Source organism: Sphingomonas sp. NPDC092440 (genome assembly GCF_044754985.1).
In the GTDB taxonomy this organism is placed as follows: Bacteria; Pseudomonadota; Alphaproteobacteria; order Sphingomonadales; family Sphingomonadaceae; genus Sphingomonas.
In genome coordinates, this window is sequence record NZ_JBIVQA010000003.1 from 441,193 (window position 1) to 457,991 (window position 16,799).

At 66.5% G+C, this 16,799-nt stretch carries 8 protein-coding genes; 6 read left to right on the plus strand and 2 right to left on the minus strand.

Features of this window, described 5'->3' with window-relative positions; translation table 11 throughout:
- Positions 1-322: 322 nt before the first annotated feature.
- From ACIQCS_RS07455 to ACIQCS_RS07470, 4 genes are all read left to right on the plus strand, one after another.
- Positions 323-8,047: an amino acid adenylation domain-containing protein gene (locus ACIQCS_RS07455; RefSeq protein ID WP_401530467.1), complete on the plus strand. Its 7,725-nt coding sequence runs from the start codon at positions 323-325 to the stop codon at positions 8,045-8,047.
- Between the two features lie 127 nt (positions 8,048-8,174).
- Positions 8,175-9,479 (plus strand): hypothetical protein, encoded by a 1,305-nt coding sequence (locus tag ACIQCS_RS07460; RefSeq protein WP_401530469.1) that lies wholly within the window; start codon positions 8,175-8,177, stop codon positions 9,477-9,479.
- Positions 9,480-9,801: 322 nt separating this feature from the next.
- On the plus strand, positions 9,802-11,226 hold the full coding sequence (locus ACIQCS_RS07465) for a radical SAM protein (RefSeq protein ID WP_345851453.1): 1,425 nt from the start codon (positions 9,802-9,804) through the stop codon (positions 11,224-11,226).
- A gap of 99 nt (positions 11,227-11,325) precedes the next feature.
- Positions 11,326-11,496: a hypothetical protein gene (locus ACIQCS_RS07470; RefSeq protein WP_345851454.1), complete on the plus strand. Its 171-nt coding sequence runs from the start codon at positions 11,326-11,328 to the stop codon at positions 11,494-11,496.
- Positions 11,497-11,556: 60 nt separating this feature from the next.
- Here ACIQCS_RS07470 and ACIQCS_RS07475 read toward each other — a convergent pair whose 3' ends face one another.
- The gene (locus tag ACIQCS_RS07475; RefSeq protein WP_345851455.1) at positions 11,557-11,982 is read right to left on the minus strand and encodes a VOC family protein; all 426 of its coding nucleotides are present in this window, start codon (positions 11,980-11,982) and stop codon (positions 11,557-11,559) included.
- A 245-nt stretch (positions 11,983-12,227) separates the two neighbouring features.
- Between ACIQCS_RS07475 and ACIQCS_RS07480 the strand changes: the two genes are divergently transcribed.
- The gene (locus tag ACIQCS_RS07480; protein ID WP_345851456.1) at positions 12,228-12,896 is read left to right on the plus strand and encodes a LuxR C-terminal-related transcriptional regulator; all 669 of its coding nucleotides are present in this window, start codon (positions 12,228-12,230) and stop codon (positions 12,894-12,896) included.
- A gap of 103 nt (positions 12,897-12,999) precedes the next feature.
- On the opposite strand, the gene ACIQCS_RS07485 is transcribed toward ACIQCS_RS07480, so the two are convergent.
- On the minus strand, positions 13,000-13,851 hold the full coding sequence (locus ACIQCS_RS07485; RefSeq protein ID WP_345851457.1) for a TetR/AcrR family transcriptional regulator: 852 nt from the start codon (positions 13,849-13,851) through the stop codon (positions 13,000-13,002).
- A gap of 160 nt (positions 13,852-14,011) precedes the next feature.
- Here ACIQCS_RS07485 and ACIQCS_RS07490 point away from each other — a divergent pair, with 160 nt between their 5' ends.
- Positions 14,012-16,795, plus strand: a complete 2,784-nt coding sequence (locus tag ACIQCS_RS07490; protein ID WP_401530475.1) for a TonB-dependent receptor domain-containing protein — start codon at positions 14,012-14,014, stop codon at positions 16,793-16,795.
- The last annotated feature ends 4 nt before the right edge of the window (positions 16,796-16,799 follow it).

Consider the following 16,799-nt stretch of genomic DNA (forward strand, 5'->3'; position numbering starts at 1 on the left):
GGCGCGACAATGCTCAATCCACCCGACTTTCCCGCAACCGATGGCGCTGGTCAAGGTGGCAACAAAATCGTCACACGTAGAAATCTCGCATGAGACTGAAAAACTCGATGCCGGCGATGTCACGGCCAGTTTCTGGAACGCGGATCGTGTCACTATTGCATGAACATCCGAAATAGCTCTTGGGGAGATGTATCGGATAGCTGGCATCCTGCAATGCGATGGGGTAATTTGATGCTGCTGTTGTGGCGCGGACTCAGGAATTCACCGTGCTCTCGGCAATGGCGTGTGCGCGTGAGTACCTATCGAGGGGCGGAGGGGGAGCTTGCGTCGAGATTCGGTTCGCCGACCACCCAGAGACCTTTGGGCGATCTTCGGTGACATCCGCTCACATGCCCGCATCGACGACGCGATCCTCAGTGGCGCGGCAGATATTGTTCGCCTGGATCGGGATGATATTGCGCGGATTCACGAGGCGCTGTTCCAGGCCCGGCCGATCCCGCTCGCGATCCGCGACAGGAGCGCGTTGCCGCTCGCGGGCATGGCCAGCTGCATCGACGATGTGCAGGAGCTCGCCTGGCGGGCCAATGCGGCGCTTGCCCGGGCCAATGACCGGCTGTTCGCCGCGCAACGGCTGATCAGCGACAAGGAGACGCTGTACCGCTTGCTCGAGGCCCAGGGCATCGCACTTCCCGAGCGGATCCTCGCGCGCAATCTCGACGAGCTGGAGCGCGTGCTGGCTTCGCTGGGCGCGCCGCTCGACTCGGTCATTCTCAAGCCGGTCGTCGGCACGGAATCGCGGGGAGTCTTCCGCCCCGGGCCCGGCGCATCCCCGGCCGATGTCGTTGCCGTGCTGCGCGAGCTCGACGATGTGCCGGGCGAGGAAGCAGTGCTCGTCATGCCCTTCATCGGCGCGCGTGCCCGGCCGGCCGAATTCTGCCTCGACGGGATCGTGGGCGCGCGCAGCGTGACCTTCTGCGCGGTCCACGAGAAGCTACGCATCCACGAACGCTATCCCATTCATGACCGGGCGATGATCATCCCGCCTTGCCGGCCGCCGGACCCGGCGATCCTCAACGCCCTGCTGGCGCGGTTCGCGGGGGCCTTTCCGCTGGACGATTTCGTCTTCCATCTCGAAGTGCGGGTCGATGACGACGGCCAGCTGGTTCCGATCGACCTGTCGTTCCGGCCCGGGGGCGGGCTGATCTTCCGCTCTGTTCTCGAGGTTCACGGCGTCGACCTGCGGCTGGCGCATATGCATGCCACCCTCGGCCTGGGAGACGCGCTCCGCGCAATCGCGCGCCGCGCCGCGCCGCAGAACGGGTCGGCCGCGATCGCCGCGGTGTTCAGCAACGGCCAGCCGCCGGACCGGCTCAACGCCAGCCTGTCGGCGATGCTCGCCCCCGAGCCGGGATCGGGTGGCCTGATGACCTATGACCTGTCGAACGTCAGCATCCTGAGCGCCGCCTCGCAGGCATCGAAGCCCGATGTCGGGCTCTGCGTCACTTCGGCGTTGACCGGGGAGGCGGCGCTCGCCGAGCTGGATGCCATCGTGGAACGGGCCGGGATGACGGTGGCGCCGGCGCGGGAGGCGCGCGTCCCGCCGCCGGGGCGGCGCTCCCCGGAGGGACCGACGGTGCACGCGCTCTTCAGCGCCCAGGCGCGCCGGCGGCCGGACGCGATCGCGCTGGCGCATGGCGATGACAGGCTGAGCTATCATGCGCTCGATGCGCGATCGTCGCGGCTGGCGCGTCATTTGCGGGATTGCGGCGTCGCGCGCGAGACGCCGGTGGGCATCCTGCTCGATCGCTCTCCCGATGCGGTGATCGCCATGCTCGCCACGCTGAAGGCGGGCGGCTGCTATGTCCCCCTCGATCCCGGCTTCCCGCCCGCGCGGCTGTCGCAACTGGCGCGGGACGCTGGGGTTCGCCATCTCCTTTGCCGCGGCGCCGCTGCGTTCGACGCATATGAGGGGGCGATCCTCGACATCGAGGCCCTCGACCAGGGCTCGGCCATGCCCGCGGGCGCGGAGGAAGGGGTGATGGACGGTGCGAACCTGGCCTATATCCTCTTCACCTCGGGTTCGACCGGGCGGCCCAAGGCAGTCGGCGTGCCGCACCATGCGATCGCCAATCTGGTGCTTGGCCAGCGCCATGCCGATCTCGAAGCGGCGACGGCGATCCTGCAGGCGGCGCCATTTTCGTTCGATGCATCGACGTTCGAATTGTGGGGAGCGCTGCTGAACGGCAAGACCTGCGTGATCCATTCGGAGGAGGTGCCGAGCGCGCCGGGGCTGCGCGAAACGATCGAGCGCCACGGTGTCGACCTGGCCTGGTTCACTGCCTCGCTGTTCAACATGCTGGTCGAGGACGGCGCGGACGTGCTGGGGGCGCTACGCTGCGTGATTGCCGGCGGCGAGACGCTGTCGCCCCGCCACGTCCGCCGCTTCCAGGAGCAATGCCCGCGGACCCGGCTCGTCAATGGCTATGGTCCCACCGAAACCACGACCTTTGCCTGCATGCATCGCTGCATCGAGGATATCGACGGCGAGACCGCGATCCCGATCGGGCTGCCGCTCGCGAATGTCGAGCTCGAGATACTCGATGCCCGGATGCTGCCCGTTCGACCGGGAGAGTCGGGTGAGCTGTTCATCGGCGGAGCCGGGGTCGCGCGGGGCTATGTGAACCTGCCGGGCCTGACCGCGGAGCGGTTCGTTCCGCATCCGCGCATTGCGGGGGAGCGGCTCTATCGCACCGGAGATCGGGTCCGCCGGCGAGATGACGGCGCGCTCGAATTCCTTGGTCGCCATGACCGGCAGATCAAGCTTCGCGGCTTCAGGATCGAGCTGGACGAGATCGAGCACGCGCTGCTGCGCCTGCCGGGGGTCCGCGCCGCGGCGGCGTCGGTCGTGGCCCAGGGGGGCGACGGGCAGCTGGCGGCAGCGGTTGTCCTGGGCGCGGAGCATCGCGCCGGCGCGAGTGCCGGCGACATACGGTCCGCTCTGGCCGAGCGGTTGCCGCGTTTCATGATCCCGGAGCGCATCGAGCTGGTCGATCGCCTGCCGGTCACGGCCCATGGCAAGCGCGATCGCACGCCGCCTGCGCCCCGCGATACGGCGCCGCCGGGGGAGGACTGCGCGGTCACGCAGGTCCTGCGCGAGATATGGCGCGAAGTGCTCGATATCGACGCGCTCTCCGGCGAGGATGATTTCTTCGAGCGCGGGGGGCATTCGCTCTCCGCGACGCGTGTCGCCGTGCGGATCCGGGACCGGCTGGGCATCGTGATCGGGCTGCGGCTGCTGTTCGAGAATCGGCGGCTGGCGGATCTCGCCGCGGCGCTCCGGCGACTGATGGCGCAAGCGGCTGCCGAGCCGCCGACATCCGGTGAGCCCGCCCCGATAGCGGCCGCCTCTTCCGATGCGGGCGCTTCCGCGCCGCGCCCCGATCCGCCGCTTCGCAAGGGCGCCGAGCAGGAAGGCCCGTGCACCTCCGCGGACCCATCCACGCCCATGTCGTTCGCGCAGCAGCGGCTATGGTTTCTCAACGCGCTCTCCAATGGCGCCGATGTCAGCTACAATGTGCCGTTCGCCCTCCGGCTGCGAGGGGACTTGTCCCTGCCGGCGCTGCGTGCGGCGTTCGCCGATATCGTCGCGCGCCACGAGACGTTGCGGGCGCGCTTCGGAGTCGAGAATGCCGAGCCGGTGCAGCGAATTGCCGGGGCGGTCGCGCTCGACATAGCCCTGGTCGATGCCGGCGCGGACGAGGTCGACGCGCTCGTCCGCGCGCACGCGCGCCATCTGTTCGATCTGGAGCGCGGTCCGCTGATCGACGTCCGCGTGCTGCGCGTCGGCGAGGCGCAGCACATCCTGCTGCTCAACATGCATCACATCGTGGCCGACGGATGGTCGGTGGGTGTGCTCGTCCGCGAGCTGAGCGTCTTCTATCGGCGCCATCTGCTCGGCGCGCCCGTGCCGCTCGCGGCGTTGCCGATGCGCTATGCCGATTATGCCGAGCGGCAGCGCGCGATGATCGAGGGGAGCGCGGGCCGGCGGCAGCTGGATTTCTGGCTGCAGCAGCTGGCGGGCGCCCCGCTGCTGCTCGAGCTTGCCGATCGACCGCGGCCCGCCCGGATGAGCGGGAATGGCGGGCAGGCCCGGTTCGCCATTCCGGGCGAGGTTCGCGACCAGCTGCTGGCGCTGTCGAAGCAGCGAGGCGCCACGCTGTTCATGACGCTGATGGCGGCGTTCACGACGCTGCTCCACCGCCTGTCAGGCCAGCGCGACATCCTTGTGGGAACGCCGATCGCCGGGCGAGGGGAGGTCGCGTTCGAGGAGATCATCGGCTGCTTCGTCAATACGATCGTGATCCGCAGTCGCGCGGAGCCGGAAAATTTGTTCGCCGGGCATCTGGATCGCATCCGCGAGGCAAGCTTGAACGCCTCCGAGAACCAGGACGTGCCGTTCGAGGTGCTTGTCGAGCATCTCCAGCCATATCGCAGCCTGAGCCACACGCCGGTCTTCCAGGTGATGATGGCGCTGCAGAACATACCGATCGGCAGTTTCTCGCTCCCCGGCCTCACCGTCGAGCCGGTGGTGCAGGAGCTGGCCACCGCGAAGTTCGACCTCAATCTCAGCCTTGCCGAGCGGCCCGACGAGATTGTCGGGGTTCTCGAATTCAACGCGGACATATTCGATGGCCCCGGCGTCGCGCGCTTCGTCGAGGGATTCCTTGCGATCCTCGGCGACCTGGCGGTGCGCGGCGCCGACGTGCCGATGGCGGATCTCGGCACCGGGGTGGCTGTCTCCGCGCCGGTGAGCGACGCGCAGGCAGCGCATTGGGAGAAGCTGATCGAAGGCCGGGCGCAACTTGATTTCCCGCGCGAGATGCCCGGGCAAGCCGGCGGCGCCGGGTCGATCCTGGTGGCGCTGCCCCGCGCGCATCTGGAGCCGCTGCGCGCCTTTGCCGGCGAGATGGGCGCCGGGGTCGGGCAGGTCCTGAGCGCCGCGCTCGCGGTGCTGATGTTCCGCCTGACGCAGCAATCGTCCTTCCTCTTCGGCCTTGGGCCCATCTCCGCGCCGGGCCGCGCGCGTGCCTGGCTGGGCTGGCATTGTGTTCTGACCGGCGAGATGGATTTCCGGCATGTCGTCCGGGATGCGCGCCTGGCGCTGGATCCGGCAGCGGGGATCGCAATGGCCGTCGACGCGATCCGGGAGCTGGCCTCGCCACCCGATGGCATGCCGCCGACGCCCCTGTTCTCGGTCAGCCTGGGCCTCGACCAGGATTGGCCGCCGATGCCGGAGGTGAGTCCGTTTCATTGCGCGATCCGGCTGGCGGAGGACGAGATCGCGGCGGCAATCGAATTTGGCCCCGAGATCGGTACGTCCTCCAATGCAAGGCGTATCGGCGAAATGTTCGGCACGATGCTGGGTGCCCTGCTCGCGGCACCCGGCGCCCCGATCTCGACGGCGCGGCTGCTCACGGATGCGGAACGCGCGCATGTCCTGCACGGACTGAACCCCGCGCGTACCGAGACTGTGCGCGAGAACAGCCTGGCCGCGCCCTTCGAGGCGTGTTGCGCCCGCATGCCCGACGCGGTGGCGCTGATCGGCGAGGATCAGACGCTCACCTATCGGATGCTGGACCAGCGCGCGTCCCGCCTTGCGCATTATCTGCGTGAGGTCGGAGTGGCCGAGGGCGGCCGGGTGGGCATCTTCCTGCATCGCGGTATCGACATGGTCGTGGCGCTCTACGCGGCGGCGAAGGCGGGGGCGGCCTATGTGCCGATCGATCCGGACCTGCCCGATGCGCGGGTCCTGGACATGATCGCGGATGCCGGCGTCGATTGCATCGTCGCGCAATCGGCGCAGGCCGGACGCATCGCGCCCGGCGGCGCGCCCGTGCTGGACCTGGACGGGATCGCCGAGGCCCTGCGCGCAATGCCCGAGACCTCGATCGCGCTGCGCCAGCCATCGACGGGCATCGCCTATCTGATGTACACTTCGGGCTCCACCGGACGGCCCAAGGCGGTGCAGTTCCCCATCGATGCCGCGATCCTGTCGATCCGCTGGCTCCAGCATCAATATCCGGTCGAGCCGGGCGACCATCATCTGTTCAAGACGCCGTTCGGTTTCGACGTGTCCATCTGGGAGATATTCTGGCCGCTCTACCATGGCGGCACGCTGGTGGTTTGCGATCCCGACGGCCATCGCGATCCCGCCTATCTGCGCAGCCTGATCGAGCGGCATCGCGTAACCTGCGCCAATTTCGTCCCGTCCATGCTGCAGGTCATGCTCGACGAACTGCCGCCGGCGAGTTGCCCGTCGCTGCGCTGGGTGCTGAGCGGCGGAGAGGCGCTTTCGCCCCAGCTGCGCGATCGGTGTCATGCGCTGCTGCCGCATGCGACGCTCGTCAATCTCTATGGGCCGACGGAGACGCATTCGGTAACTGACATCGTGGTGCCGAGGGATCCGGGCAATGGCTTCGTCCCGCTCGGCCGCCCATCCGCGGCCTATCGGCTCCATGTTCTCGACGGCGAGCTGGAGCCGGTGCCGATCGGCGTCGTGGGCGAGCTCCATATCGGCGGCGATATCGGCGTGTCGCATGGCTATCTGGGCAGGCCCGCGCTCACGGCGGAGCGCTTCGTCCCGGATCCGTTCGGCTCGCCCGGCGCGCGTATGTACCGCAGCGGGGACGTATGCCGCTATTATGCCGATGGCGTGCTCCAGCATCTCGGGCGGGGAGACCGCCAGGTGAAGATCCGCGGCGTGCGCATCGAGCTTGGCGAGATCGAGGCCGCGCTGCTGGACGAGCCGGGGATAAGGTCCGTCGTCGCCGCAGCGATCGGGGACGGCACGGATCGCCAGCTGGCGGCATTCGTCGTGCCGGAGGACGGCGGGATCGACGCGTCGGCCGTGCTGCATCGCGTCGCGGGCCGGTTGCCGCGGCACATGATCCCCGCGGCGATTGTTCCGCTCCCGGCGATTCCCCAGTCGATCAACGGCAAGGTCGACCATGCGGCGCTGGCCCGGCTCTGGGCCGTCCGGGCGGAGGGCTTGCCTGTGGATGCCGGCGCGCCGGCGCTCAGCGACACCGAGCAACGGCTCAAGCGCCTGTACGAGCAGATTCTGGGCCGCTCCGACATCGACCCGGAGCGCAGCTTCTTCGAGATGGGCGGCCATTCCATGCTCGCGTTCCGCCTGACGGCGGCATGCGAGCGGGAGTTCGGCATCGTGCTGTCGATGCAGGCGCTGTTCACGCACGACACGGTCCGGGGGCTCGCGCGTGAGATCGAGACGGTGCGGACCAGCCAGCGGCTGTCGCTGGTTCCGATGGAGAGCGGCCCGGAAGCCGGGCGACGGGTGGTCTTCCTGGTGCATGGTGCCGACGGCACCACCGTGCCGCTTCGCCATCTCGCAAAGGCACTGCGCGGCGATTGCGCGGTCTATGGCTTCCAGGCGCCGGGCCTAGACGACGAGAGCGACATACCGCGATCGGTGCAAGCCTATGCCGAGCGCTATGTCCGGATCGCGGAGCAAGTGGCCGAGGGGCGTCGGATCATTCTGGCCGGCTGGTCCTATGGCGGCGCGGTCGCGCTCGAGATGGCACGGCTCTGGCAGGAGCAGGGCCTGCCGGTGGAAGCCACGATCCTGCTCGACTCCTTCGTCCTCGCGCCTGTGTCGGCATCGCGGCAGGGCGACGCCGATGCCGGGTTCGAGGACATCGATTTCCTGGGCGCCGGACCGATGGGGGAGGGCGTGCTGCTCGATCGGCTCGCATCGGTCCTGAAGGCGAATCTCCGCTCGTTCCTCCGCTATTTTCCCGAGCGGTTTTCCGGTCGCGTCGAATTGATCAAGGCTGGTCGTGGCTTTCCCAAGCTGTCGGGCGCGCTGCTGGACGATTACGACTCGACGTCCCGAAGCTGGGAGCATTTCCTCGACTATATCGCGACGCACGAGGTCGACGCCGATCATTTCGATCTTCTGTCTGAAGGAAGTGCCGAGATGACTGCCAAGAAAATGCTGAATATCATGGATTTATGCCATGGGGCATAGATCCGGATCAGCCGAACTTCGTGAAGTTCATGCTTAATATGGATAATAGATATGCCGGAATTTTGATGTTATGCTGTTCAGGTAATCAAGTTATCGGGAATTCGTATAGATAAGCGGGAGGGAAGGCATGTCCACGAAGAATCCGGTGGCATTCGTGCCAGAGGCATATAATCCAGACGCCTATAATCCCAACGCGTATAACATGATCGTGTATTCGCGGCCGCAAAATCATTCCGAGCTGATGTTCTTTCCCCGACGGCCGCAGGCTGGGCTTTCTACCCTGGAGGATATCGCCAGCTCCAGCGGTGGCCAGGAAATCCAGGGTGCCGGCGAATTGGGCGGGCAGCAGTTCGGCGCCGCGTTCACCGCCAAGGCGATGACCGCCGAATCCCGAAGCGAGCCGGGTGCGGTCGTGGCCTTTCTCGAAGGCTGCTACCCGATGGCGGTCATGTTCAATACGGCCACCGGCGCCTGGACCTCGGCACAGGCGCAGGCCGCCATTGCCGCCGCGGACCGGACGAACGTGTTCCGCGCGCTCGAGGGGCTTCCCGGCCAGACCGAAGTGCCGGTCGTAGTGGAATCGGCAAAGGCGCTTGGCGACGCGATCGGCAAGGTCGCGAGCAGCGCCGGGCGCGCGCTCGTCCAGTCGAGCGTGGCGCCGATGTGCGCGGACATGCGGCTCGTCGACGTCTCGCGCAGCCCGGCCGTGCCCGTCGATATCTATGAAGCGGCGACCAAGACCTCTCCCGATCATCTCCTGATCGTGGCGCCGTTCCTCGGCCAGAAGGACTCGAAGCCGGAGATCTGCTGCGACGGCATTCTCGCAAATGGCGAACTGGTCTTCTCGGCCTTTTCGGAAAAGGCGCGCGTTGCTTCCGAACCGCCTTATGAAGATCTTCGCATCGTCACCTCCGATGATCTCGATCCCGGTGTCCGCGAGGCCGCGCGCGACGTGGCGGCGCAGCTGGCGGCGAAGCTCGGGGTGCGGAACTGCGTGTTCCATGCCGAATTCTGGGTTACCGGCAATGGGCCGCAGCTCAGCGATTTCATGACCCGTCCGGGCGGCGGGCTCATTCCCGAGATGGTGAAGGCCAAATGGGGCGTCGATCTGCGTGCCGCGCACGTCTATGCCAGCTTTGCGATGGCGGACGAACTGGCGCGTATCGCCAGGGAAGCGAAGACCGCTCCCGAGCAAGTGGCGATCGGCAGCCTCTATTCCGCTCCCGGGAAGACCGCGATGATGCTGGGGAACGACGAGCGCGCCACCCTGGCCGAGGACAAGCGCGTGATCGCCTACAGCGTCGTGAGCGAGTTCTCCAATTCCGCCGTGGGCAGCAACGACTCCCGCGGGGCCTTGTGCGTGAGAGGAGGCGATTCCGCCGGAGCGGTCGCTGCGCTCGATGACATCGCCGCGCGCTTCGGCCTTGTTTGAACATGACTGTCAGTTGATCCGGATTTTTTTGGAAGGGAGGGCGCTATGCGAGCCTGGTTGTCGATCGCGGGCTGAGATGCCCGCACAGCGCCCGTCGCACGGCCGCGATGCAATGCATTTCGGGTTGGGCGAGGGGCGCCCGTTCCTGTTGTCCGGGTCAGTCGCGGTTGCGCGGTGACTCGCCGGACGAAGTGCGTCTCGGCGGCCGGGGACCGGCATCGATTGGATATTCCCTCGTTGCGCGTGGGGGCGGGCGGCTTCGTGCCCGCCATCGGTGTCGTCGCGCCCCATGGGACTGGCATTGAGTCATAGGGGGCAAGCCATGCGAGACGAGTATCTTTCGTTGTTTCTGCCGCAGGACATCCTGCTCGAATCCTTCACCTTCCCCTTCTTCGACATCAACTACACCGTCGATCCGGTGGCGATGGCGAGCCTGTTCCACAACACCCCCGATCCCACGCCGGGGCGCGGCAAGCGCGGGCTCTATGTCCACATACCGTTCTGCGAAACGGTCTGCGCCTTCTGCCCCTTCATAAAATCGGTCGGCACGCTGGAGCGGATCGAACGCTATCTCGAGGCTCTCCATCTCGAGATCTCGATGCTCGCGGAAACGCCGCTTTGCGGGTCCTGGACGTTCGATGCGGTCTATCTCGGCGGCGGGACCCCGTCGGTGCTCAGCCCGCGCCAGATCGACGCGCTGCTGACGCATATTCGCTCCGCCTTCCGCCTGTCGTCCGATCTCGAAATGACCATCGAGGCCGAGCCGAAATCGGCGACGGAGGCGTTTTGCGCGGCAGCGGCGGGCGCGGGCGCGAACCGCATTTCGTTCGGCGTCCAGACGTTGAACCCACGCTATCGCGAGATGATGAACCTCACCGCCTCGTTCGACCAGATCCAGGCATTGGCCGTCCGGTCGCGCAAGCTGTTCGAGGCCGCCAATTTCGACATGATCGTCGGCTATCCGGGCCAGACCGAGCGCGAGGTGGAGGAGGACATGGCCGCCGCGCTGGCGCTCGACGTGGGGAATATCTCGGTCTTCCCGCTCGATTATCTCGCCACCTTGCCCAGCTTCCTCGATCGTGTCCGCCGTGGCGAATATCCGCCGCCGCCGCCGAGCGCGCGGCGCTGGGAGCTTTTCCATCACGCCCGTGCCGAGCTCGCCAGGGGCTATGACGCCCAGAACATGTATTTCTTCTCGGAGCCGGGAATGCCGGGTTGCCGCTACATGTTCGATATCGTGTACGGTGGCTATTTCGATGAGTTCGTCGGGGTCGGGGCGGGCGCCTACAGCATGCTCAGGGGGCTGGCGTACAGCAACGATCAGTTCGAAAGGAACTATACGCAAGCGCTGCTCGAAGAGCGCAGGCTGCCGATCGCCATGGCCACGCCGGGCCATGCCTATGAGAAACACTATGTCTATTTCGGCAAGCGCACGCGCGCCGATCTGTCGGAGGCCCGGGAGCTCGGCATCGACTCGGTCATCGCCGCGAAATTGAATGCGCTGGAGGGCGCGGGCTATGTCGTGCGCGACCGGCAGCTTTACACGCTCACCCCGGCGGGGGAACGTATCTATGCCCAGATCATGGTAGGTTTTCTTAGCGATCATCAGCGCCGTCTCTACGATCGGGTCTGCTTGCGGATGAAAGACAAGCTGAACTGGAACTTCGACGGCGCCCAGAGCGCGGACACCGCTGCGGCGCGGGGTCTGGCCGCGTTCAATGTGATGCCGCAGCGCAAGGCGCTCTAGTCGGGCGGCGGCTCGGACGGCACCACCACCTATAAGGGGATCAACGGCGTCACCACCTTCGAGCGCTTCACGACCGGGAGCTTTACCCTGGTCGATGCGATGTTCGGCTATGATCTCGGGCAGGCGACGCCGGCGCTGCGGGGCTTCTCGCTCGCGCTCTATGCGTCGAACCTGTTCGACAAGACCTATGTGTCTGCCTGCCCCTTCAGCAACAGCTGCTATTTCGGCGCGGGGCGGACAGTGGTGGGTTCGCTGCGCTTTCAGTGGTGAGCAGCGCATCGGGGCGGCCACCCGAAGGCCGCGCCTGGCGTTTTCCTTCCGGATGAACGGTCAGGTCGCCGCGGCCCCTTGCGGACGATCTTCGGTCGAGATGTCCAACGGGGGCCTGACGCGTGTCATGAGCCCCAGCGCGCGGCCTTCATTGTCCTTGAAGAAGGCCATCCATTCCTCGGTACCGTCTCCGTGCCGATGGATCCTGCGCGGTGGGTGCATGAATTCCACGCCAGCGGACTGGAGCGCGACAAGCGTCAGGTGGATATCCTCGACTTGAAAATAGAGGATCGATCCGCCGCCGCCGCCGCCGGGCTCCTCGGTCAGAAGCAATCTGACGCCGCCGCAATCGAAAGCGGCCAGATCGCCGAGCGAAAAGACATGCTCGAGCCCGAGCACCTCGCCATACCAATGCCGTGCAGCGGCGATGTCCTTCACCTGGCGCGAAATCTGGCCGATCGGCCCGATGACCAGCTGGGTTTCCATTTTGTCGGTGCCCTTCGCATGGAGTGAGCCGTTGTTGCGTCGCCGATCCGATCACCGAGTTCGGCGCGGCTGCGCGGGTTAGGTTTCGCGTGAATGCTGGTGACGCGATGTTTGGCCAGGATATCGCGCAGCAACCCGATTTTCCCTCCCCTTGGGCGATATGCCGGCGTCAATGCCTTTTCCGGCCTTTCAGGCCCCGGGGCCCGGGGAGTGAAATTCCCGTCTCGCGCCGATAAGCTTCCGGCATGAACGCCAACCGGAAGAGAGGACGGCCCGCCTATCCCGATATTCTGACGCCGGGGGAGTGGCGCGTAGCGAAGGCGGCACGGTTTGGCATGACGAACCGGCAGATCGCCGAGCGGCTCGAAATCGGCGTCGAGGCCGTCAAATTTCATCTCGCGAACATTCTGCTCAAGCTGAGCATGGCGCGCCGGCAGGACCTGGCGAACTGGCCGGGCATGCCGGCGACCGATCGAAATTCTCAGGAGGCCGAAATGCAGCAATCGACCAGGGAAGAATCGAAGCCGCTCATCCCGCCCGGCTTCACGCGAGTCTTCCCCTATCTCTTCGTCAAGAACGCCCGCGACTATCTGGGATTCCTTGACGAGGGCCTGGGCGGCGAAATCATCGACATTCACGCCGCGCCTGACGGCACCGTCCTGAATGCGCATGTTCGCTTCGGCGACACGACCATCATGGTAAGCGAGGCTCGGGGCGGCCAAGCCGCGTCGCGCGCGGCGATCTACCTCTATGTCGTCGACGCGAAGGAGGCCATGGCGCGTGCCGTTGCGAGCGGTGGGCGCGAAGTCAGTCCGGTGGGTTTCCGGCCATATGGAGAACAGCAAGGCGGCCTGGCCGATCCCTCGGGCAACATCTGGTGGCTATCGCAAAGACTTGCCCCGGGCGGCTATTGAGGCCGCCCAGCCGAGTGTCCGCGCCGAATGATGCAAGGCATCCGCGATCAGGCGCGAGGAACGCCGGCTGGGTGACGAGGGCGGGCTCCTGGCCGCATCCCGGTCAGCGCGCGGCCAGCGACCTGATACCGGCGGCGACGAAGGCGGGCAGGCGATCGGCAATTCCCGCGAAATCCTCGGAGGAGACGGACCCTCCGGAGATCCGGTCGATGCGGCCGGTCTGGCCAAGCGAGAAGGTGAAGGCGCCGGTGAGGAAGTGATAGCCCCAGTACAGGGTCTCGCGCGGAACCTCGGGCATCAGCCGCTGCATGTCGTCGATCAGCACGCGCGAGACCTCGTCGAAGACTTCCGACATCAGCGCATGCATGGTGCCGCGCGAGCTGTTCACGAATGCGACGATGGCGGCGTAGTTGCGATGCCCCTCGCTCAGCATGCCGAATTCGAAGCCCGGGCGGGTAAATGCCTCGAGGAGCCCCTCGAGCGTGCCTTGCCCGCCGGTCGCGGCGCGATAGGCGTCCAATGCCTGCACGCGCAGCGCGTTGACCACGGGACCGCGCCTGCGGAAGACGGCTGCGAAGAGTTGCTCCTTGTCGCCGAAATAATAGCGCATCAGCGCGGCATCCACGCCCGCGGCCTCGGCAACGCTCACAAATGTCGTGCCGTCATATCCCTTGGAGGCAAACTCCGCCTCGGCATGATCGAGAATGATCGTCATCGACTCTTCGCGACGTTCGGCGTTCGAGCGCCGCGATGACGGCGACTTTCTCGACTTCCGTTGCGTTGTCACGTCCAAACCCCGGTTGAAACTGTTGCCGCCCGCCTCTCCCGGCGGGAGTGAAACTCGCGAATGCCCAAGCTTCCCGGCCTCGGTAAGCACTTTTTTCCAGGAAAGAAAATAGATTCGTCCCCGATTCCGAAGGGGTTCGCCGCCAGGGGTGAGCTGGCTGTCAAACATATTCCTTCCTAACAAAAGAAAGATATTGACTCGGACGCGCTATTGGCGGAGTCATTGGATGGAGAGGACGGGCAGACGACGATGGTCGCGCCCAAGGCTGAAAAGGGGCGGGTCAATGATCAGGCCGATATTGTTTGCGTCCGCATGCTCGGCAGCGCTGATGGTGGCTCCCGTATATGCGCAATCCGCAGCGAACCCGCCGGGGGAGGCGCTGCCACAGGACTTACAGACGGATGCGGGAACGACCCCTGCCGGCGGCGCCGACATCGTCGTGACCGGATCACGGGCGATCCGCGACGGGTCGCAGGCTCCCACGCCCGTCACGGTCATGGCGGCCGAGGACCTGGCCAAGGCCCAGCCCGGCCTGATCGGCGAGGCGCTCAACCAGCTGCCGTCGTTCCGCGGATCGACGCGTCCGGCAGGTGCCTTTACCGGGGCAGTGGGGCCGCAGTCCGGAAGCTATCTCAACCTCCGCAATCTCGGGGTGCAGCGCACGCTGGTGCTCATCGACGGCCGCCGCGCGGCGCCCTCGTCCCGCGACGGTTCGACCGACATCAACCTGTTCCCGCAAGAGCTGGTGAAGCGCGTCGATGTCGTGACGGGCGGCGCCTCGGCCGCCTATGGGTCCGATGCCGTGGCCGGCGTCGTGAACTTCGTGCTGGACACGCGCTTCACCGGGATCAAGGCGACCGCGCAGGCGGGCATCTCCGACAAGGGCGACGCCCCGACCTACAAGGCCAGCATCACCGCCGGCCAGTCCTTTGCCGAGGGGCGCGGGCGGATCGTGGCCAGCGCCACCTATTTCGAGATGGGCGGCATCCAGAGCGTCGGCGACCGGGACTGGGGGCGGCGCGGCACCGGCTTCCTCGGCAACCCGGCGGTTCCGGGCCAGTTGATCTTCCGCGACGATCTGCGGTCGTCGACTGCGTCTCCCGGCGGCCTGATCCTGAGCGGGCCGCTGGCCTTCCAGCAATTCGCTCCCGGCGGAACGCTGGTTCCCTATTCGCGCGGGTCGGCGCAATCGGGGCTGATCCAGGTCGGCGGGGACGGCGCCCAGGTGTTCAGCAACCTTTCCGCCGACGTCACCACCCGCAGCTATTTCGGGCACGCGGAGTTCGACGTCACGCCGTCGCTCACGCTCTACGCCCAGGGCAGCCTCGCGCTAGCCCGCAACCACTATAACCAGGCCCAGCAGTTCAACCCGGGCGGCTTCAACGGCTTCACCATCTTCAGCGGCAACGCCTTCCTGAATCCGGCGGTGCAACAGGTGCTGACCACGACGAACACGCCCGCATTCGCGATGGGCCGGGTGAACTTCGACTTTGGCGAGCCGGCGAACGCGACGGCACGGGCGCGCACGCTCGATCTCACCGCCGGCTTCCGCTTCGCCGGGGCAGGCGGGCTCCAGATCGAGGGCTATTTCGAGCATGGCAGGAACCGGACCAACATCCGGACCTACAACAATGTGGCGCTCGAACGCCTCTATGCCGCGGTGGACGCGGTGCGCGATCCTGCCACCAGCCAGATCGTCTGCCGGGTCACGCTCACCAATCCGGGCCTGTATCCTGGCTGCGTTCCGATCAACCTGTTCGGGGCCGGCGCGCCTTCCCAGGCTGCCATAGCCTATGTCGAGGGGGCGTCGAGCTACACCACCAACTTCACCCAGGACGTCGCCGACCTTTCGTTGCGCGCGCAGCCTTTCTCGACCTGGGCCGGGCCGGTCTCCCTCGCGGCCGGCGGCCAGTATCGCCGCGTCGCGCTGGACCAGGTTGCCGACGATATCGCGCAGAGCATCAACGACGCCACCGGCATCCGCGGCTTTCCTCCGGCCTATCAGAACCAGCCCGGCGGCTGGCTGCTCACCAACGTCTTTCCGGTGAAGGGCGCGTACCATCTGTGGGAAGTGTTCGCGGAGGCGGCGGTGCCGCTCGCCCGCGATCTGCCCTTCCTGCATGCGCTCGACGTCAACGGCGCCGTGCGATACACCAATTACAGCACGAGCGGCGGGGTGACGACCTGGAAGGCCGGCGCGGTGTGGGAGCCGGTGGTTGGGGTGCGCCTGCGCGGCACCGCCTCGCGCGACATCCGCGCGCCCAACGTGCCGGAGCTGTTCGCGGGGATCGTGCAGAACACCGGCTCGGTGATCGACAACGGCGTCACCGTGCCCATCGTCCAGGCGGCTCGGGGCAACCCTTCGCTACAGCCCGAAAAGGCCGACACCTATACCGCGGGTATCGCCCTCAGCCCCGCCTTCACGCCGGGGCTCACCCTGTCGGTCGACTATTATTCCATCAGCATCGCCGGCATCATCTCGTCGCTGACGCCGCAGCTGACGCTGAACCAATGCCTGGCCGGCGCCACCAGTCTCTGCGCGAACATCACCCGCAACCCGGCGGGGCAGATCACTCGCATCGAGTCGCCGACGCTGAACCTGAACCGGCTGGCGACGTCCGGCCTCGACATCGAACTCAACTACCGGCCGCGCGGGCAGGTCCTCGGCGGTGCCGCGAGCGTGCGGTTCATCGCCAGCTATCTCGACAAGCAGCGGCAGGACATCCGCAACGGCCCGTCCATAGACCGGGCCGGGGAAGTCGGCCTCAGCGCCAATCCGCGCTGGAGCGCGACCGCCGGCCTGGATTGGAAGAGCGGCCCGGTCGAACTCTTCGCACAGGAGCGGTTCATCGGCGCGGGGACCTATGACGTCACCCGGGTCGAACCGAAGACCATCGAGAACAATCGCGTGAAGTCCGTCTTCTATACCGACCTGACCGCCGCCGTGCGCCTGAAGGATGGCTATCGCTTCTTCCTGACGGTCAACAATCTGTTCGATCGCGCCCCGCCGCTGGCGCCGAACGGTACGCTCTTCACGTTCATCCCCACCAATCCGCTGCTCTACGATGTGACTGGACGCCAGTTCACGGCGGGTGTGAACATCAAATTCTAGCCGG